The 19548-nt window shown below is 48.1% G+C and carries 18 protein-coding genes and 1 other annotated feature; of the genes, 13 read left to right on the top strand and 5 right to left on the bottom strand.

Features of this window, described 5'->3' with window-relative positions; all coding sequences use genetic code 11:
• Positions 1-19: 19 nt before the first annotated feature.
• Positions 20-748, bottom strand: coding sequence for a histidine phosphatase family protein (locus tag DWZ40_RS00465; protein ID WP_118540189.1), 729 nt, complete (start codon positions 746-748; stop codon positions 20-22).
• Between the two features lie 161 nt (positions 749-909).
• Between DWZ40_RS00465 and DWZ40_RS00460 the strand changes: the two genes are divergently transcribed.
• From DWZ40_RS00460 to DWZ40_RS00435, 5 genes are all read left to right on the top strand, one after another.
• Positions 910-1875 carry a D-2-hydroxyacid dehydrogenase gene (locus tag DWZ40_RS00460; RefSeq protein ID WP_118540188.1) on the top strand — a complete coding sequence of 322 codons (966 nt, stop codon included), beginning with the start codon at positions 910-912 and terminating at the stop codon, positions 1873-1875.
• 73 nt (positions 1876-1948) lie between these two features.
• Entirely contained in the window at positions 1949-2380 is a 432-nt protein-coding gene (locus DWZ40_RS00455; RefSeq protein WP_118540187.1) for a protease complex subunit PrcB family protein, read from the top strand.
• A 65-nt stretch (positions 2381-2445) separates the two neighbouring features.
• Complete coding sequence (gene cysE, locus DWZ40_RS00450) at positions 2446-3096, top strand: serine O-acetyltransferase (protein WP_118540186.1); 651 nt, start codon at positions 2446-2448, stop codon at positions 3094-3096.
• Between the two features lie 69 nt (positions 3097-3165).
• On the top strand, positions 3166-4734 hold the full coding sequence (locus DWZ40_RS00445) for an SPOCS domain-containing protein (protein ID WP_118540185.1): 1569 nt from the start codon (positions 3166-3168) through the stop codon (positions 4732-4734).
• Positions 4735-5139: 405 nt separating this feature from the next.
• Positions 5140-5400 carry a GIY-YIG nuclease family protein gene (locus tag DWZ40_RS00435; RefSeq protein WP_118540183.1) on the top strand — a complete coding sequence of 87 codons (261 nt, stop codon included), beginning with the start codon at positions 5140-5142 and terminating at the stop codon, positions 5398-5400.
• Here DWZ40_RS00435 and DWZ40_RS00430 read toward each other — a convergent pair.
• Positions 5397-6047, bottom strand: a complete 651-nt coding sequence (locus DWZ40_RS00430; protein ID WP_118540182.1) for a hemolysin III family protein — start codon at positions 6045-6047, stop codon at positions 5397-5399. The genes DWZ40_RS00435 and DWZ40_RS00430 overlap by 4 nt on opposite strands.
• A gap of 227 nt (positions 6048-6274) precedes the next feature.
• Between DWZ40_RS00430 and DWZ40_RS00425 the strand changes: the two genes are divergently transcribed.
• The 3 genes from DWZ40_RS00425 to DWZ40_RS00415 all read left to right on the top strand — a co-directional run bounded on the left by DWZ40_RS00425 (position 6275) and on the right by DWZ40_RS00415 (position 7976).
• Complete coding sequence (locus DWZ40_RS00425) at positions 6275-7033, top strand: RluA family pseudouridine synthase (RefSeq protein ID WP_118540181.1); 759 nt, start codon at positions 6275-6277, stop codon at positions 7031-7033.
• A 333-nt stretch (positions 7034-7366) separates the two neighbouring features.
• The gene (locus tag DWZ40_RS00420) at positions 7367-7642 is read left to right on the top strand and encodes a type II toxin-antitoxin system HicB family antitoxin (protein ID WP_118533499.1); all 276 of its coding nucleotides are present in this window, start codon (positions 7367-7369) and stop codon (positions 7640-7642) included.
• 76 nt (positions 7643-7718) lie between these two features.
• Positions 7719-7976 carry a TIGR03905 family TSCPD domain-containing protein gene (locus DWZ40_RS00415; RefSeq protein ID WP_118540180.1) on the top strand — a complete coding sequence of 86 codons (258 nt, stop codon included), beginning with the start codon at positions 7719-7721 and terminating at the stop codon, positions 7974-7976.
• Positions 7977-8036: 60 nt separating this feature from the next.
• Here DWZ40_RS00415 and DWZ40_RS00410 read toward each other — a convergent pair whose 3' ends face one another.
• Positions 8037-8954, bottom strand: a complete 918-nt coding sequence (locus DWZ40_RS00410; RefSeq protein WP_118540179.1) for a LysR family transcriptional regulator — start codon at positions 8952-8954, stop codon at positions 8037-8039.
• 177 nt (positions 8955-9131) lie between these two features.
• Between DWZ40_RS00410 and DWZ40_RS00405 the strand changes: the two genes are divergently transcribed.
• The 5 genes from DWZ40_RS00405 (at position 9132) to proS (ending at position 16976) form a co-directional block, all read left to right on the top strand.
• The gene (locus DWZ40_RS00405; protein ID WP_118540178.1) at positions 9132-10412 is read left to right on the top strand and encodes an L-serine ammonia-lyase, iron-sulfur-dependent, subunit alpha; all 1281 of its coding nucleotides are present in this window, start codon (positions 9132-9134) and stop codon (positions 10410-10412) included.
• A gap of 1 nt (position 10413) precedes the next feature.
• A complete protein-coding gene (locus DWZ40_RS00400; RefSeq protein WP_118540177.1) occupies positions 10414-11964 on the top strand; it encodes an AbgT family transporter in 1551 nt (516 codons plus the stop codon).
• Positions 11965-12198: 234 nt separating this feature from the next.
• Complete coding sequence (locus tag DWZ40_RS00395; RefSeq protein ID WP_118540176.1) at positions 12199-12816, top strand: diguanylate cyclase; 618 nt, start codon at positions 12199-12201, stop codon at positions 12814-12816.
• A 59-nt stretch (positions 12817-12875) separates the two neighbouring features.
• Complete coding sequence (locus DWZ40_RS00390; RefSeq protein ID WP_207664477.1) at positions 12876-15182, top strand: DMSO/selenate family reductase complex A subunit; 2307 nt, start codon at positions 12876-12878, stop codon at positions 15180-15182.
• A 78-nt stretch (positions 15183-15260) separates the two neighbouring features.
• Positions 15261-15483 (top strand) — a binding site (T-box leader).
• Between the two features lie 59 nt (positions 15484-15542).
• Positions 15543-16976, top strand: coding sequence for a proline--tRNA ligase (gene proS / locus DWZ40_RS00385; protein ID WP_118540174.1), 1434 nt, complete (start codon positions 15543-15545; stop codon positions 16974-16976).
• A gap of 105 nt (positions 16977-17081) precedes the next feature.
• On the opposite strand, the gene DWZ40_RS00380 is transcribed toward proS, so the two are convergent.
• Together DWZ40_RS00380 and DWZ40_RS00375 are read right to left on the bottom strand one after the other, a co-directional pair.
• Positions 17082-18044: a LysR family transcriptional regulator gene (locus DWZ40_RS00380; RefSeq protein WP_118540173.1), complete on the bottom strand. Its 963-nt coding sequence runs from the start codon at positions 18042-18044 to the stop codon at positions 17082-17084.
• 60 nt (positions 18045-18104) lie between these two features.
• Positions 18105-19250 (bottom strand): hypothetical protein, encoded by a 1146-nt coding sequence (locus DWZ40_RS00375; protein ID WP_118540172.1) that lies wholly within the window; start codon positions 19248-19250, stop codon positions 18105-18107.
• Positions 19251-19548: the final 298 nt, after the last annotated feature.

Raw genomic sequence — 19548 nt, 5'->3', positions numbered from 1 at the left:
GAGCAAAGAAGAGCGGCAATCAGTCATGCCGCTCTTCTTCATTGTCCCAGGTTTCGCAGAACCGTGCTGCAAAGGAAGGTTCTTCTCCTGCCACGTAAAGATGTGAGGTGTCTCCGAATGCGCTGACGCGGAAACTGGCGATGCCTTGCCTGCGCTCTTCGGTGTAGATGGTTGTGAGCGAAGATGGCGCTGCGCACAGGCTGTGCCAGAGTGGCATGGGGGAGACATGCATCAGGTGACTTAACAGTACACATTCCACGCCAAAATGGCAAAAAAGCACGATGGTGTCGCGGTTGGGTTTTACAGCCCGGTAGTAGAATCCTTCCCGCTCATAGCCGTGTGCGGCTAATAGCCGATCAAATTCTGTAGTAACCCACTTGTATTCTTTCTCTGCGTTGACAGAACACATGGCTTCTGTGTGATACCATTCTTCCGGGTCATAGTAGCGGGGTTCTTTCGTCCAGAGTTCCGGAAGCCAGTCCCAGATGCAGGAGGTACGGTCCATGCCAGGTTTTATGATGCGTGGGGAAAATTCCTGCAGCCATTCGCATACCGTTGCAGTGCGTCCGAGTTCGTTTAACGTCAGGGAGGCGGTATCTCTTGCCCGGCCAAGCGGGGAAACGTAGTAAGCGTCTGCCGGAGTTTTGATAAGCCGCTCGGCGAGCAGCTGTGCTTCCTTCCAGCCGGTTGGTGTTAAGGAGTCGATGGAATAGTCAGGGTCAGCGTGTCTTACGATCAGAAGTTTCATGGGAAAGTCCTTTCCGTGTTTTATTGTGCCTAGCCAGTATCTTTTGTTTTCTTATTTTATCATCACATATCTCTGAAAACAAGCGACAACGTTTTTCTTGTGTATTTTCCTGAATTGGTCTAAAATGAAACAATAAAATAAGCAAATACGGAGGATCCCCCATGAAGAACATATTAGTAGCAATGCCGTTTGGCGACAAACACAAGTCTTATATCGAAAAAATTGGAACGGACTGCAAGTTTCATTACACCACGATCAAAACTGCCACAGCTGAGGAAGTCAAAGCAGCCGACATTATTTTTGGCAACATCAGTCCGGAACTGGTGAAGCAGAACGACCATCTGGAGTGGATGCAGCTGAATTCCGCCGGTTCTGACCAATACTGCAAGCCGGGCATCATTGGACCGGATACGATCTTAACCTGTGCGACCGGTGCTTATGGTCTGTCTGTTTCTGAGCATATGCTTGCCATGTCCATGATGCTTTGCCGGAAAATGGATTTGTATATGAAGAATCAGGTAAATCATGCATGGAAGGAGGAGGGAAGTGTAACCTCTATCTGGAATTCCACGACGCTGGTTGCCGGTCTTGGCGATATCGGAAGCGAGTATGCGAAGCGAATGAAAGCGCTTGGCAGCCATGTGATCGGAATCCGACGCAATGTGGTGGACAAACCAGATTTTATCGACGAGATCTATACCATGGACCAGTTGGATGAGGTTCTTCCGAAGGTAGATTTTGCAGTATTTATTTTACCGAGCACTCCGGCTACCCACCACATCATGGATGAGCGCAGACTGTGCCTTATGAAGCCGGGCAGTTATCTGATCAATGCAGGCCGCGGCGACGCTGTAGATTGTGATGCGTTAAATAAAGTTCTGCGTGAGGGAGTCAGCCTTGCGGGCTGTGCTTTGGATGTAACCGAACCGGAGCCGCTTCCGGCTGACCATCCGCTGTGGGATGCGCCGCGCGCCATCATTACCCCGCACAGTGCCGGAAAATTCCACTTACAGGAAACCTTCGAGCGCATCGTGCGGATTACCGGAGAAAATCTGGAGAAGTATCTGTCTGGAGAAAAAAATCAGATGCGCAATCAGGTGGATGTAAAGACCGGAAACCGAAAATAATTTTGAACAGCAGCGTATAAATTCCTCCCGGGGAGAATAGCTTAGTAATAAACATATTTTCGGGGAGGCTGTTATGGGAAAGAAAACAAGTGGGAAAGTGCTGGTTGTAGTGGCTCTTCTGGCATGGGTCTTCGTGGTGCGGTTTTTAACGGCCTGCAGCGTGGAGAAAGAAGAACTGGAAAAGGTACGCGACCTGGAGTTTACGGTGGTTGGTGAAACGGATCTTCCGGAAGAACTGAAAAATGTGATCGAAGAAAAAAAGATGGGACCGTTTAAGCTGACGTATACCGATGATCAGAATCTGTACATAGTTGTCGGGTATGGGGAACAGGAAACCGGGGGTTACAGTATTTCCGTAAAAGAACTTTACCTGACGGAAAATGCGATTGTAACAGATACAGAACTTCTGGGACCGCAGACGGGAGAAACGACAGGGGTGGAAAAATCGTATCCCTTTGTTGTTATAAAAACAGAGTATCTGGAACAGCCCGTCATTTTTCAGTAACACTTGTATTTCCGCGACATCATATGATAGAATGGGATTCATAAATGCTTGCGGAGGATGAACTTATGATTTTAAAAGATATCTGGACCGATGTGAAAGCAGTACAGGAACGTGACCCGGCAGCGCGGAGTGCCCTGGAGGTACTTTTGCTTTACCAGGGTGTGCACGCTTTGATCTGGCACCGGTTTGCGCATTGGTTTTATAAACATCACATGTTTTTTATTGCGCGTCTGATCTCGCAGATTGCCCGCTTTTTCACACTGATTGAGATTCATCCGGGCGCAGAGCTTGGTCACGGTATTCTGATTGACCATGGCTGCGGTGTTGTGATCGGTGAAACAACCGTAGTAGGAGATAACTGTACCATTTACCAGGGTGTTACCCTGGGCGGTGTTGGTCTGAACAAGGGAAAACGTCACCCAACGCTTGGAAACAATGTTACCGTAGGCTGTGGCGCAAAGATCCTTGGTGCTTTTGAAGTGGGAGATAACTGTAACATTGCTGCGAATGCAGTGCTGTTAAAACCGTTGGACAACGATACCACTGCAGTCGGCATTCCGGCACGCCCGGTCAAGGTGGCTGGTGTACCGATCAAAAACAAGAATAAAGCAGTTACCATGGAGCATTTCAGCAAAATGGAAGAACGCATCAAAGAACTGGAGGAAGAGCTGGCCCGACTGAAAGAGGAAATGGCAGAAGATTCCAAAGAAGAATAAAAGAAAAAGCATCCACATAGACTTTTTGTAAAGGGTTTCCGATACAAAAAGAAAGGTGGGTGCTTTTTTATGCTGGAGCTGGAAAAACAGAATCTGCACAGGAACCGTCTGAAAAGCCAGACAGGGACACAGGTGACTCTGGATGACGATTTTATTGTTCCGGACACGATGAGCGATATCAGTGAGGTGATCCTGGATGCGGGGGTGATTTCGCTGGAACCGGTCCGGATTCAGCGGGAACGGATCACGGTGAGGGGAAAGCTGGAATTTCATGTGCTTTACCGGAAAGAAGAGGGCGGACTGCAGACGCTTGGCGGAGCAATCCCGTTTGAGGAGATCATCAACATACCGGATCTGGAAGAAAAGGATTTTGTGAGTGTATCCTGGCAGCTGGATGATCTGAATACTGAGATGATCAATTCGAGAAAACTGGGGATTAAGGCGCTTGTGACACTGGAGGCAAAGGCAGAGGCACTGTATGATACGGAGGCCGCAGTGGAGATAAGAGATACCGGAAAGCTGAAGACAGACGGAGTACGTCTTCAAATCCAAAAAGAACAGGTGCCGGCTGCTGTGATTGCCCTGCGCAGGAAAGATACCTGGCGCTTAAAACAGGATGTGACGCTGCCGGGAAACAAGCCGGCGATCGAGCGGATGCTGTGGACGGAAATCAAGCTTTCCGGAAGTGCGGCAAAACCGCTGGATGGTCAGATCCATCTGGAAGGCACCCTGCTGATTTTTGCACTTTATGAGGGCGGGGAAAGTGGTCAGATTCAATGGATCGAAGAAAGCATTCCATTTTCCGGAGAAGTGGAGATGCAGGGCGCTGCTGCGGAGATGATTCCTGCCATTGGCTTGAAACTGATTCACCGGGATCTGGAAGAAAAACCGGATTATGACGGAGAAATGCGGGAACTTTCTGTGGATGCAGTGATTGAACTGGATGTACGTCTTTATGAAGAGCAGGAGCTGATGCTTTTGCAGGATCTGTATGCGACAAACCGGGAAATTACACTGGATACCGGAGAGGCTGTGTTTGACCGCATCTTAAGCCGCAACTGCGGAAAGTGTAAACTTGTGGAAAAAGTGGGAATGGAACTGGAACCGCGGGTCCTTCAAATCTGTCACAGCAGCGGAAGTGTCAAGATGGATGCGGCAGAAGTGCGGGAAAATGCACTGGTTATGGATGGCGTCCTGGAGGTGAAAATTCTTTATCTGACAGACGATGATGCGAGACCGGTGCAGGCCGTTACCCGCATCGTTCCATTTCATTATGAAGCAGAAGTACCCGGAATCCGGGAGGACAGCATCTGGCATCTGCAGCCGGGACTGGAACAGCTGACTGCGGTTATGGCAGGAGGTGGACAGGCGGAAATCCGGGCGGTGATCTCCCTGGATGTTTTCGTATTGCAGCCGGAGCAGTATCCGGTGATTTTTCAGGCGCAGATTCAGCCGATGGATAGCGAAAAGATGAAGCGCATGCCGGGAATTGTTGGTTATATCGTCCAGCCACAGGATTCCCTGTGGAGCGTGGCAAAACGGTTTCATACCACAAAAGAGTCGGTCATGGAATCAAATGAGCTTCTGGAAGAAAAAATAAATCCCGGAGACTGTCTGATTCTGGTAAAAGAAATCTGAATCCGGATGCACAAAAATAAAAAAACTGCGTATCCTATCGTATAGAGGTGCTCGAGAGAAACTGGAATGTACAGAACGATTTGGTTTTTATAAAGGGAAGAAGAACTTTTGCAAAGAGAAAACAGCCTGGCATCCCGCATCAGGCCGGTGCTTTTCATAGATCAGGGAAACCTGGGCGGCGCATGCTGTGCTTGCAAGCAGCAGGCGCCGCCTACATAGTTTGGTGGTTTGTTACTGCTCACATGCCGGGATTTTTTGAATTGAAAAATCTGTATGATACCGCTCTGGCAGCCGATTTTGACGATTTGGAATATAATGCATTCGAAGCGGGGAATCCTTGCCGGGGCGGCGTTCTTATGGTACGATGTAACCTGTGAACCGTGACGAATTGTCGGAGGCAAAAGAATGTCAGCTCAAAATTACACATATATTCTGGAATGTGCGGATGGAACGCTTTATTGCGGCTGGACGAATGACTTGGAAAAACGTGTACAGGCCCATAATGCCGGGAAAGGCGCAAAATACACCAAAACCCGCCGGCCTGTTGTGCTGAAATATCATGAGATATTCAGCACAAAACAGGAAGCCATGAAGCGGGAATGGGCTCTCAAGCAGCTGAGCCGGAAAGAAAAGCTGCAGCTGATTGCTGCGTCCGAAAACCACTAGGCCACGAAAGCATACATCATGATGTAGTGGCAAAGACTTCCGCCCATCACAAACAGGTGGAAAATTTCGTGGGAACCAAAGTAGCGGTGTTTCTGGTTGAAAATGGGAAGTTTCAGTGCGTAGATCACACCGCCTGCCGTATAGATGATGCCGCCCGCGAGAAGCCAGCCAAAAGCCTGGCGCGGAAGTGCTGCAATGATCTTGCCAAAAGCCAGAACACAGATCCAGCCCATGGCGATATAAACCAGGGAAGAAAACCATTTTGGACAGGTGATCCACAGGGCGTTGATGAGAATGCCGACAGCGGCAATGCCCCATACCAGTCCAAGCATGATCCCGCCGGTGCGGTCGCCTAAAACCAGCAGACAGACCGGTGTATAGGTTCCGGCGATCAGAATAAAAATCATCATGTGGTCTACCTTACGCAGGATACGGTTAACTTTTGGAGAAATGTCCAGGGTGTGGTAAATCGTGCTTGCTGCGTAAAGCAGGATCATGCTGGTAATAAATATGGAAAGTGCCAGTACGTGGACCAGACCGGGTTCCTGTGCTGCTTTTATGATCAGTGGTGATGAGGCGCACAGTGCCAGAATCATGGCGATAAAATGCGTCAGGGCGCTGCCCGGGTCTTTGATTTTCAGTGTCATGACGATCCCTCCTTAAATAGGAAAACAAGAATAAAATGAATGTAGTTTTCAAAACTACATGTAATTGTTTTATATACTATACAGCTTTGGGGAGAAAAATGCAAGGGATTTCCTTTAAAAATTTTGAGAATCAAACTATTTACCCGGAAATTAGAAAAAGCAGATCAAACATACAAAAACAGGATTTACAAGACAGAAGAAATCCAAACGCGAAGGAGCATAATGAGATGTTGAATATATTATATGAAGATGAAGCGATTCTGGTTGTCTGGAAACCGGTTGGGATGGAGTCACAGTCGGCACGTGGTTTCCAGGCAGACATGGTCAGTGAAATACGCAGATACTTATCCACAAAGAATCGTGAGGATAATCACAACCTGTCCACAAAATCCACGGAACCGTATGTGGGAGTTATCCACAGGCTGGATAAACCGGTGAGCGGTGTTATGGTGTACGCGAAAGAAAAAAAGGCAGCAGCTGCGCTGAGCAAACAGGTTTCTGAAGGGAAAATGCATAAAAAATACCTGACGGTACTCTGTGGAAAACCTGTGGATAATGTGGAAAAGTATGTGGATTATCTGTTGAAAGATGAAAAAGAAAATGTGTCACGGATTGTGGATATGGGGATAAAAGGTGGAAAACGTGCGGAACTGATCTGCCGGGCCCTGGAAACAAAGGAGATTCCTCCGTATGGGCAATTGACATTGGCGGAGATTGAACTGCTTACCGGACGTCATCACCAGATCCGGGTGCAGATGTCCGGGCATGGAATGCCAATCTGGGGAGACAACCGTTATAATCCGGAGTTTTCACAGAGACAACCGGCAGAACCAGGAACACGTATCCCCAGACGTGCACTAAGGACAGATGTGGCTCTGGCAGCATTTGAACTCACCTTTACCCATCCGGTGACCGGAAAGCAGTTAACGTTCCGGCAGAATCCGTCTGGCGGTATATTCCGGCAGTTTGGCGCGTTTCCTTCCTGATGAAAAATGGTTTGTGCCTGCGACGGGCGATGGAATTTCCGGGAAAGAGGCGGCATTTCGGATTTCCTGCAAATTGACTGCATAGATCGAAAGCAGGTGGGCAGACTAGAACATGTACAAAGGAAGTACAAATCAAAAAGAGGTGGGTCCATGGGAAAACCGGCTAAGAGACTGAAGATAATCCATTTACATATGAAAAAAAATGTCGTATACTGATACTGCCTTGTTGAAATATTTCCGTAGCCGGAGTGCAAGTGCTGCATGGAATCAGCGGATGCGCCACTGGCGTCTCCTCGATATACAATGCAATAAAATGAAACAGGAGGCAGGAAAATGACATTTACCTATCCTGCGGTAATCACACCGCATAAAGATGACGACGGTTTCCATATCGTGTTCCCGGATCTGGAACTTTGCGAAGGAGACGGACCGGATCTGGAGGATGCCCTGGACGATGCAAGAGAAGCAGCCTACAACTGGCTGATGCTGGAGCTGGAAGAGGGCGGCGAGTTCCCGGCCCAGAGTCATGAGGAAGATATTGAGGTTCCCGAAGGCGGTTTTGTCCGCCGGATCATTGTACGGATCAAGCTGCTGCCAGACAGCGACTGATTAAAAAAGCAGGAGGCTGTTTGCGGCAGCCATTTCCACGATTGGAGCCTGCAAAAAACATTAGGAGGAAAATAGGATGAGATACACCGTAAAACCACACAATGTGTGCCCGACTTCCCTCTCTTTTGACTTAGAGGGCGATGTAGTAAAGAATGTAGAATTCACAAAAGGATGCAACGGCAACTTAAAAGCGATCAGCAAGCTGGTAGACGGCATGACCGTTGATCAGGTTTACAATGTGCTTCATGGCAATACTTGCGGAAGCAGAGATACTTCCTGCGCAGACCAGCTGGCACAGGCAGTACGCCAGTGTTATGAGGAAAGTCAGAAATAAAGATACGGACGCGCGGGTGTTGCATCCGCGCTATGCAGTACAGACAAAAGCAGCAGAATATCATCTGGTGTTCTGCTGCTTTTTTGTGTCCATTTTTTCTGCCAGTTTCAGAAATTCCTGCATTTCCCGGGTTACCCATTTATCCTTGTGGTAAAAAATCTGCCGCCAGGTCTGTATGTGAAAATCGCGGACCTTCAGTTCTTTTAACTGCCCCTGTTCCAGTTCTTTCTGGATCGTAAATTCAGGCAGAAAAGAAATCCCCATATTTTTTAAGAGCATCTGAATGATAAATTCCGTGTTGCCGATCTCCAGAAAGGGTTGAATAGAATGGTCGATTGAGGCCAGATACTGCTCCAGCATGTAGCGGTAGCTTGCATTTTTTTCTGTGAGGAGAAATGGAAAATGCAGGACTTCGTCCAGTCCTAATTCGTGATCCTTTTGTGCCAGGGGATGCTTTGGAGAAGCGACAAAGATATTGCGTTCCGGGCTTTCCAGCGTTTTGTGCCAACGGGTATCGTAGATGCGGCGGTCCAGAATATACACGATGTCGATGGCATTTTCGTTCATCCGGTTTAGGAGCACCTCTGGAGAATCGGTGATGATACTGATGGAGACATTTGGGTAAAGATGGTGGTATTCTGCCAGCAGTTCCGGAAAAATGGAAGCGCAGATGGATTCAATGGTTCCAAGACAGAGCTGACCATTTAGATTGGAAACATCCAGCACATTGGAAACAGCGGATTTTGCTTCTTCCATGCTTTTGACAATCGAGATGGCGTAGTTATAGAAAATCTGCCCCTGGTGTGTCAGGGAAATCTGTTTCCCGATCCGGTCAAACAGATGGACATTCAGTTCTTTTTCCAGTTGTTTGATCTGGATCGTGACAGCGGCCTGGGAATAGCCAAGCTGTTTGGCTGCTTTGGAAAAGCTTTGCTGCTGTGCGATATGCAAAAACGTGTTAATTTCACGGTATTCCATAACATCCTCCGTTCGAAGATTAAAAATAATTAAACGATATAATAAAAACTTTAAATTTTACATTAATCCACCTTTATGTTACGATGTTTTTATCAATAAGGCAAGCCAAAATGATAGAATCTATTTTTTAAATTAGATCCATTTAAAAAATACGAAACAGGAAAGGGGACAAATGGAATGAAAAAGTCGGATCAGCGTTATCAGGCATATATTCAGATCTTAAAAGAAGAATTGATTCCGGCTATGGGATGTACTGAGCCAATCGCACTGGCATATGCAGGTGCCGTGGCCCGCAGGACACTTGGCGGGATGCCAGACAGAGTGAAGGTTCAGGCAAGTGGAAGTATCATTAAGAATGTAAAATCGGTCATTGTTCCGAATACGGATCATCTTAAAGGCATTGATGCAGCGGTTGCAGCCGGGATCATAGCCGGAGATCCGGAGAAACAGCTGGAAGTGATCGCACAGGTGACTCCGGAGCAGATCATTCAGATGAAGCAGTTTATGGAGACAACCTCCATCGAAGTGGAGCACATTGACGAGGGGTGTACCTTCGATATCATTGTGATCCTGTATCGCGGGGAATCCTACGTGAAAGTACGTATTGCAAACTTCCATACGAATATTGTGCTGATCGAAAAAGATGGACAGATCCTTAAGCAGCTTCCGGTAGCGGGTGACAGCGAGGAAGGACTTACAGACAGAAGTCTTCTGGACATGGAGCATATCTGGGAATTCGCGACGACCGCAGACGTGGCCGATGTAAAAGAACTTCTGGACCAGCAGATCAGCTGCAATATGGCAATTGCAGAGGAAGGTATCCGGCATGAGTATGGAGCGAATATCGGAAAAGTGCTGTTAGCCATGGATGGAGATAATGTCAGGGTTCGGGCAAAGGCTATGGCAGCTGCAGGTTCCGACGCCCGCATGAACGGGTGCGAGCTTCCGGTCGTGATCAATTCTGGCAGTGGAAACCAGGGAATCACAACTTCCGTTCCGGTGATCGTATATGCCAAAGAGCTGGGAGTCAGCGAAGAAATGCGTTACCGTGCACTGATGCTGGCAAATCTGACGACCATTCATGTAAAGACACCGATCGGACGTCTGTCTGCATATTGCGGGGCAGTCGGAGCGGGCGCAGGAGCAGGAGCAGGAATTGCTTATCTTTGCGGCGGCGGATACAAGGAAGTCATTCATACAGTTGTGAATGCGCTGGCTATTGTTTCCGGAATTGTGTGCGACGGAGCAAAGGCATCCTGTGCGGCAAAAATCGCTTCTGCAGTAGATGCCGGGATTCTTGGATATAATATGTATATCCGCGGACAGCAGTTCTACGGTGGAGACGGTATTGTATCCAAAGGAGTCGAGGATACGTTAAAAAATGTTGGCCGCTTGGGCAAAGAGGGAATGAAAGAGACCAACGATGAAATTATTAAAATCATGATTGGAGAAAAGTAACATGTCACAGGCAAAAACAAAAGAAAAAAAGGGGTTTATTCTGCGGGCGCTTGATACCGTAGAACGTGTCGGAAACGGATTGCCGAATCCGGCAACCATTTTCCTGATCTTAACAGGAATTGTTATCGTTTTATCCGCAATCTGTGCAGCTTGCGGAGTTTCTGTAACCTATGATTTTCTGGACAGCGCTTCCGGGCAGATCACCCAGAAAACAGTAGCAGCAGTTAGCCTGCTTGCTCCGGACAGCATCCGCCACATGGTAACCACCGTGGTTGGTAATTTTACCGGTTTCTTTGCACTGGGAACCGTATTTACCATTATGATCGGTGTTGGTGTTGCAGACGGAACCGGTTTCATGTCTGCACTGCTTCGCAAAGTCGCAGCATCCACCCCGAAGGGAATGGTGACTGCAGTGGTTGTATTCCTGGGAATCATGTCCAATATCGCATCCTCTACCGGATATGTTGTACTGGTTCCGCTTGGCGCAATCCTGTTTATGGCATTTGGCCGTCATCCGATCGCCGGTCTGGCAGCAGCATTTGCCGGTGTATCCGGAGGCTGGAGCGCAAACCTTCTGATCGGTACCAATGACCCGATGTTTGCAGGTATGTCTACCCAGGCAGCCCAGATGCTGGATCCGAACTATACCGTTCTGCCGGTTGCAAACTGGTATTTTATGATAGCATCCACCGTTCTGATCACCGTGATCGGAACTTTGGTAACAGACAAACTGATCGAGCCGCGTCTGACTCCGTATGTTCCGGATGCTTCTGAGCAGGTTCAGGATATCGCAGAAAATGAGAAACGCGGCATGCGTTTTGCAGGCATCACAGCTCTGGTTTATGTCGTACTGATCGCAATCCTTGTAGTTCCGACCAATGGTCTGCTGCGCAATCCGGAGACCCATTCGTTCTTAAGCTCTCCGTTTATGAGCGGAATCATTTTCTTTATGATGCTGCTGTTCTTACTTCCAGGTCTTGCCTATGGTATCGGAGCCGGCGTCATCAAAAACGACAAAGACGTAGTTGCCCTGATGAATAAAACAATCAGTGGCTTATCCAGCTTTATGGTATTGATCTTCTTTGCAGCACAGTTTACAGCATGCTTTAACTATTCAAATCTGGGAACCATTATTTCTGTTTCCGGTGCGGATTTCCTGCAGTCTGTAGGGTTTACCGGACTGCCGCTGATCATCTGCTTTATTGTACTGACTGCATTTATCAATATTTTCATTGCAGTGGATTCTGCAAAATGGGCAATCATGGCACCGATTTTCGTGCCGATGTTCATGCGTCTTGGTCTCTCTCCGGAGCTGACCCAGGTTGCTTACCGTATTGGTGATTCCAGTACCAATATCATTGCTCCGTTAATGCCATTCTTCGTGCTGACGGTAGCATTCTTCCAGAAGTACGATAAAAAGGCAGGAATCGGAAGCGTTATTTCCACCATGCTTCCGTACTCCCTTGCTTTCCTGATTGGCTGGATCGCAATGTTTGCGGTATGGTATCTGCTTGGTCTTCCGTTAGGACCTGGATCCCAGATGTTTTACTAAAATTTACAGTCATTCGGTTTGAATGGTGACGTTTTAAAAAGAGATTATCACTCAGGCAATTGAAGTTTGCCGGGTGATAGTCTCTTTTTGTATTGTTTTTACCTGTTTTTTCGTGGAAAAGAATGTGGAATTATGGTAGTATGGATTTATTACAATGATAAAATGAAAAAGTTATAATTTAACCGCCCGCATATCGAACGATATGTGCCGCATGATAAGAAAAGATGGATAAGAATGAATAGCCGGATTAGAAAAACATTACAGATATTGCTCATGGTCGTTACGACGGCTGTGGTGCTTTTTATCGTATACCAGAATGTGGAGCAGGTAAATGACGAACAGGGACATGAGGCGGGCGATTCCTTTATCCGTCGGGCTGCCCAGCAGATCGTGGCAGTTTTTCCGGAACACACTTACCGGATCGGCGGCGATGAATTCGTGGTGGTTTATCCGGATGTTCTGGAAGTGCAGTTTGAATTTTTACTGTCGCAGCTGAAACTGAATACGCGTCAGCATCATATCAGCCTTTCTATCGGTGCAATCTGGACAGAAGAATGCGATGCACTCGATGCACTTTTAAAAGAAGCAGATGCAAAAATGTATGAAGATAAGAAGAAATACTACGAAAAGAAGGGGCATGACCGCCGGAGAAATTCTCGCCCGGAAGTAAGTGCAGCAGAAACGCAGACAGCGAAAGCACCGTCAGCAGAAAGAAAAGAACCTGAAATGAAGAAAGCAGAAGAGCCGCCAGCAGAAAGAAAAGAACCTGAAATGAAGGAAGCAGAAGAGCCGCCAGCAGCAATGAAAGAAACCGAAATGAAAGCAGAAAAAGCGGGGGAAGCAGAAGCGTAGACAGCAGAAAGGAAAGAACCGAAACGAAAGCAGCAGAAGTGAAGGGAACAGAAATGCAAGTGACAGAAGAGACAGAAATAACAAAAGTGCAGGCAACAGAAACCATCCGTACCACGGGAAGAAACAACTGCGGAGGACGCTGCGTGATCTGCGTTCACATGAAAGACGGCAAGATTGACCATCTCAGTACGGAGCGCCCGTGTGATGCCCCGGATGGAGAAATTCCGCTGACTGCGTGCGTGCGTGGCATGAATTATCATAAGACTTATCTCGGAGAAGACCGTCTGCGCTATCCCATGAAGCGAGTGGGAAAACGCGGGGAGGGAAAATTTGAACGGATCAGCTGGGACGAGGCAGTGGATATCATTGCATCGGAATGGATCCGTATCCGTGACACGTATGGAGCTGGTTCCCGCTATGTAAACTATGCGACCGGAATCAGCGCCTTAAACCGGGGAAATAATCTGGCCAAACGTCTTTTGAATTTAGATGGTGGTTTTCTGGATTACTATAATTCCTACAGTACCGCGTGCATCCGCCACGCAACGCCTCTTATGTATGGCACGAACCAGACCGGGCACAATCCGGAGGACTGGCTGAATGCGAAGCTCATCCTTCTCTGGGGGCATAATCCGGAAGAAACGAAATTTGACAGCATTACGATGCATGTGCTCCTTCGTGCAAAGGAAAAAGGAATTCCGATCATTGTGATCGATCCGCGCAAAAACGATACGGCCATGCGCCTGGATGCAGAGTGGATCCCGATCCGCCCGGCAACCGACAGCGCCATGATGGATGCCATGGCGTGGGTCATCGTGCAGGAGAAGCTGCAGGATCAGGTGTTTTTAGACCGCTGTTGTCTCGGATTTGATCAAAACCATATGCCGGAAGGCGTGGATCCTTCGGAGTGCTATCTTTCCTATTTGTACGGAGAAAAGGATGGAGTGGAAAAAACTCCGGAGTGGGCAGAAGCTATCACCGGGGTACTGGCAGAAACCATCCGCAGTCTTGCCATCCGTTATGCGCAGGCAAAACCGGCAGCCCTGATCCAGGGGTATGGTCCGCAGCGGAATGCAAGCGGAGAACAGAGCACGCGGGGCGGAATTTTACTTGCCTGTATGACTGGAAATGTGGGAATTTCCGGAGGCTGGGCGAGCGGAACTGCTGATTGGACCGAACATAAAAATCCGTCGTGGCCCAAGCTTAAAAATCCATACAACCGTCAGATCCCGGTATTTTTATGGACCGATGCAGTCCTGCACGGGCATGATATGACAGAACTGGATGGTGTGAAATGGCTGGATGGTTCTGAAAAACCGGTGAAACTGGAACGTGATATTAAGATGATCCTGAACCTGGCAGGCAATTGTCTGATCAACCAGCACAGCGATATCAACCGGACTGCGCGGATCTTACAGGATGAGAGTAAATGTGAGTTTATCGTGTGCAGTGATCTGTTTATGACTGCCAGTGCAAAATTTGCCGACATTTTGCTTCCGGGCATTTCTATGTTTGAGTGTGAGAATATCACTATGCCCTGGCAGTACGGCAATTTCCTCGGATTTAATAACAAAGTTCTGGATCCGCTTTATGAAGGACGGTTTGAATATGACTGGCTGGCAGAAGTGGCAGAGCGGCTTGGTTTAAAAGAAGCGTTTACCTGTGGACGCACATCTTCGGAATGGCTGGAATATTTATATGAAGATCTGAAAAAAACAGAGACAGAATTGCCGGATTACCAGACATTTAAGCAGCAGGCACTGTTCCGCTACAAAAAGAAACCGGTTCATCCGGCGTTTGAAAAAGAATGTCAGGATCCGGACCGGGTTCCGTTTCCGACCAGGAGTGGTAAAATTGAAATTTTTTCAGAACAGGTTTATCGTGGAATATTTCCGGAATTTGTGCCGGCGATTCCGCGTTATATTCCGCCTGTGGAAGGACCGCAGGATCCGCTTTCCCTTCGCTATCCGCTGCAGCTGACCGGATGGCATACCAAACGGCGCTGTCACAGCATTCATGACAACAATCGGACCATGCACAGGCTGGATCCCCAGACCTTGTGGATGAATCCGGCTGATGCGTCTGCGCGTGACCTGCGTGAGGGGGATCTGGTTGAAGTGTTCAATGACCGCGGCAGGATTCGTATGCCGGTCCACATTACCGAGCGGATCATGCAGGGCGTGACCGCAATCTCCCAGGGAGCCTGGTACCGACCGGATGAGGACGGCACCGATATGGCTGGCAGCATCAATGTACTGACTTCACAGCACCCGACCCCTTATGCGCGCGGAAATGCTCAGCACACGAATCTGGTGGAAGTGGTACGCATAGCGCAGCCCCTTGACAAAGCAGAAAAAATGCCTTAAAATCAAGCATGTAGTTATGCGGTGCAAGCGGCTTTCAAGATGTCCGTCTGAGTCGTATGCGGCAGATGTTTATAAGACAATATGACAGTGAAGAGGATTAGTAAGCATCCATTACATTTCAGAGAGAGAGTCATTTTGGTGCAAGACTTTCATGTCCCTGAGTGCTGAACCGGCCTTGGAGTCCTGCAGTGAACTGCAGCGTAGTTTCCGGCGTTAACGGAGCATAGAGCGAGTGCTTTTTATGTAGAAAGTGCTAATCAGGGTGGTACCGCCGAATTTATCTGGTCATTCGGTCCCTTGTCAGAGATGGCAAAGGACCGGGTGACTTTTTTTAATATTTTCAAGAAAGGAAGATTAACCATGGCAAAAGACAAAAAAATGGTAGAAGCAATCACATCCATGGACGTAGATTTCGCCCAGTGGTATACGGATGTGGTAAAAAAAGCAGAGCTGTGTGATTATGCAAGCGTTAAGGGCTGCATGGTCATCAAACCGGCAGGCTACGCAATCTGGGAGAATATTCAGCATGAGCTGGACCGCCGTTTCAAAGAAACCGGCGTTCAGAATGTTTATATGCCGATCTTCATTCCGGAGAGCCTGCTTGAGAAAGAGAAAGATCACGTAGAAGGTTTCGCACCGGAGGTTGCATGGGTAACCCACGGTGGTCTGGAGCCGCTGCAGGAGCGCCTGTGTGTACGTCCGACTTCGGAAACCCTGTTCTGCGATTTCTACGCAAAAGACATTCATTCCTACCGCGATCTGCCGAAGGTATATAACCAGTGGTGTTCCGTTGTAAGATGGGAGAAGACCACCCGTCCGTTCCTTCGTTCCAGAGAGTTCTTGTGGCAGGAAGGTCATACCGCACATGCAACTGCAGAAGAAGCAGAGGCAAGAACCATCCAGATGCTGAATCTGTATGCAGATTTCTGCGAGCAGGTTCTGGCAATCCCGGTTATCCGCGGACAGAAGACCGACAAAGAGAAATTTGCAGGAGCAGAGGCAACCTACACCATCGAGTCCCTGATGCACGATGGAAAAGCACTGCAGTCCGGTACCAGCCATAACTTCGGCGATGGATTTGCAAAGGCATTCGGCATCCAGTATGCAGCAAAAGACAATACCCTGCAGTATGTCCATCAGACTTCCTGGGGTATGACCACCCGTATGATCGGTGCCATCATCATGGTACACGGTGACAACAATGGTCTGGTACTGCCGCCGAGAATCGCTCCGACCCAGGTTGTGATCGTTCCGATCCAGCAGCAGAAAGAGGGCGTTCTGGACAAAGCATTTGCGTTAAGAGATGTTCTTTCCAACTTTAAGGTGAAAGTCGACGATTCCGACAAGAGCCCGGGCTGGAAGTTCAGTGAGTCTGAGATGCGTGGTATTCCGGTACGTGTTGAGATCGGACCGAGAGATATCGAGAACAATGAGGCGGTACTGGTACGCCGCGATACCCATGAGAAAGTAACCGTTTCCCTGGATGAGATCGAGACAAAGGTAAGCGAACTCTTAGACACCATTCAGCACGATATGCTGGAGCGTGCAAGAGCACACCGCGATTCCCATACCTATGTGGCAACCACTTATGATGAGTTTGTAAAGACCATCAACGAGAAACCTGGTTTTGTAAAGGCAATGTGGTGCGGCGATCAGGCTTGCGAAGACAAGATCAAAGAAGATACCGCAGCAACTTCCCGCTGCATGCCGTTCGCACAGGAGACCCTCTCCGACAAGTGCGTATGCTGCGGCAAGCCGGCTAAAAAGATGGTATACTGGGGAAGAGCATACTAAAATATAACCATACCGTGAACGCAATGATTAGGGCCGAAAGTTCCTGCCCCGCCATACGGCGGGGCGGAAGCTTTCGGCCCTTTCTTGTTTCATATACTTAAATTGCTATTTCCAGAAGTTCCGCACCAGCTCGATGAAATATCGGGCGGCTTCACTCAGATATCCGTTCTTACGGTAGTTGGCCACAATATCCCAGGATGGGTGGGACGGAAAGGCGAAACAGCTGACGCTGGGCGGCAGATTGCGCACGTAGTGTTCCGGGACAACTCCACAGCAGAGATTTGCCTGGATCATGGAAAGCACGGTATTGTTGCTGGAGGTTTCAAAGAGAACATTCGGTGTGAATCCGGATTTGCGGAAAATATCATCTGTGATGGCGCGGATCGTGGATTCTTTGTACATCAACACGAATGGTTCATATTGAAACAGGCTTAAGTCGGCAATCGGAAAGGCAGAAGAAATGGAAGCTGGATCTGTCTGACCGGAGTTTTGCGCTGAATGCAGGAGTGGGGAAACTGGTTTTGCCGAGAGCTGTTCTACAGCCGGATGAATGCTTGGAACCAGAAGAAAAATCTCTTCCTTACCAAGTTTTATGTATTCACTGTCCGTACGCTGGCGTTCGGACAGCGTCTGAAATCCGATATCCAGATTTCCCTGGGCAATCATCTGCTGTTGGCGGTGTACGCTTAATTCGTGTGGTTCTACAATGACATTTGGGTAAGACTGGTGAAATGCCGGGTAGACATGGGTGAACATTTCGCTTCCGCGACCCGGAGTGAAGCCGATGGAGAGACGCCCCTTTTTGGCATCCGTCATGTCGTTGATCAGGTTGTAGGTACGCTGTTTGATCCGCAGGATTTCTCTTGCGTTATCCAGATAAACCTGACCGATTTCCGTGGGGCGCATATCCACCTTGCTTCTATGAAAGAGCGGGGCGCCCAGTTCTTTTTCCAGACGAAGAAGCTGCTGGTTTAAGGCAGACTGGGTTACAAAAAGTTTTTCCGCAGCACGTGTGATGCTGTGTTCATCATCAATTTTTACAATGTATTCGATCTGTTTTAAATCCATAAGATGCCTCCGGTGCTGCAATCAGGTGATTTGAACCGGAATGTTGAATCATGATCCCGGTCAAGCGTGGTTTTGATCATCCCATTCTTTATACAGTTCTTTCCATGCATCAGCAAAATGTCTGGAAACTGCAGATGGGTTGCGGCGCAGAATAGAAGGACGCCCAATTGTTTTTTGGTTTTTTAAGAGGCGGTTCGTGTCGGCAATCTTTTCGTTCAGACTGCTGATGCGGGCTGCCAGGGAAGCTTTTTTGAGATCGATTGCTGCAGCCAGTTCTTCTTTGCGTGCAGCGACGTTTTCTCTGTGAGCTTCCAGTGTTTCTGCAAACTTTTCTTTGCGTGCGGCGACGTTTTCCCGGTGAATTTCGGCAGCGGTTGCCAGTGCCTCTTTCTGCGCGGAAGCCGCCTCGGTCAGACGTTCTTTCCGTGCGGAAGCTGCTTCGGTCAGGCGTTCCTTCTGAACAGCGGCGGTTTCTGCCAGTTTTTCTTTTCCGGCAGCAACGGCTTCTTCCAGAGCCTCTTTGCGTGCGGCTGCTATTTCTTTGCCCGACTCAATATTTTCAGCCACAGTCATGCGCAACTCTTCTTTGGCGGTTTCAATATTTTGTGCTGTTTCAGCTTTCAATAAAGCAAGCTGTACCTGCATTTCGTCCAGATCGGCCCGCAGCTTTGCAACACGTTCCAGTGCCTTGGCGAGATTGAGTGCTTCCTTGGTGGACTGGATGGTATCCATGACAAAGCATCCGCTGATTACGCCCAGCAGACACCATTCCAGTGCTGGCGGCAGGTTCAGTACAAAGCGTTCCATCGGCTTGTGAATCACTTCCGTCATGAAGATGGTAAGAAATCCCCAGGCGATGGAAGAGGTCAGGCAGATATATCCATGAAGATTAAACTTTTGATTGCTGTAATCCCAGTAACGGACCTTAAACAGACGTTCCATCACATAACCGGTCACATATTCCAGAAGTGTGGCAGCAACAACACCGGAACAGTAAACCAGAAACAGATTATTTTTGACTGGAAGGGATACCCAGAGCATCATGACTGCGCCGGTTCCGTATAAAGGCAGCATGGGAAGACGTAAAAATCCCCGGTTGACAAAACGATGCTGCTTTAGGGATACATAGGTAGATTCGAAGATCCAGCCGAAAAAACAGTAGATATAAAAGAAAGTGAGCCAGTGATACCACGCGTAAGTGTACATTGCAGTTCTCCTCATGCTGTGCAGTGAAAAGTAAGTTGTTTCTGAGTGTTTTTCTTAATATCCATTTAGTTTAGCATATCCGAAAGGAACCTTCAATACACATCTCATGCAGGATTGCCCAGAAAAAAGTGTTCCGAAACATAATTTCCTGGTTTGGGATGAAAAAATCCGGTTGGAATTTTTTAAATTGTAACCAGAATAAATCATGGACAAATCCTGTTCGCCTGTGCTACAATCAACAAAAAATAATCGTTACAGAAAACCTGTGCATACTTGTAAAGGGAGAAAGGAAAAAGCT

The organism is Clostridium sp. AF32-12BH (assembly GCF_003477935.1).
GTDB lineage: Bacteria > Bacillota > Clostridia > Lachnospirales > Lachnospiraceae > Brotaphodocola.
Note: the sequence above shows the minus strand (reverse complement) of the source record. Positions and strands in the feature narration are given on the sequence as shown.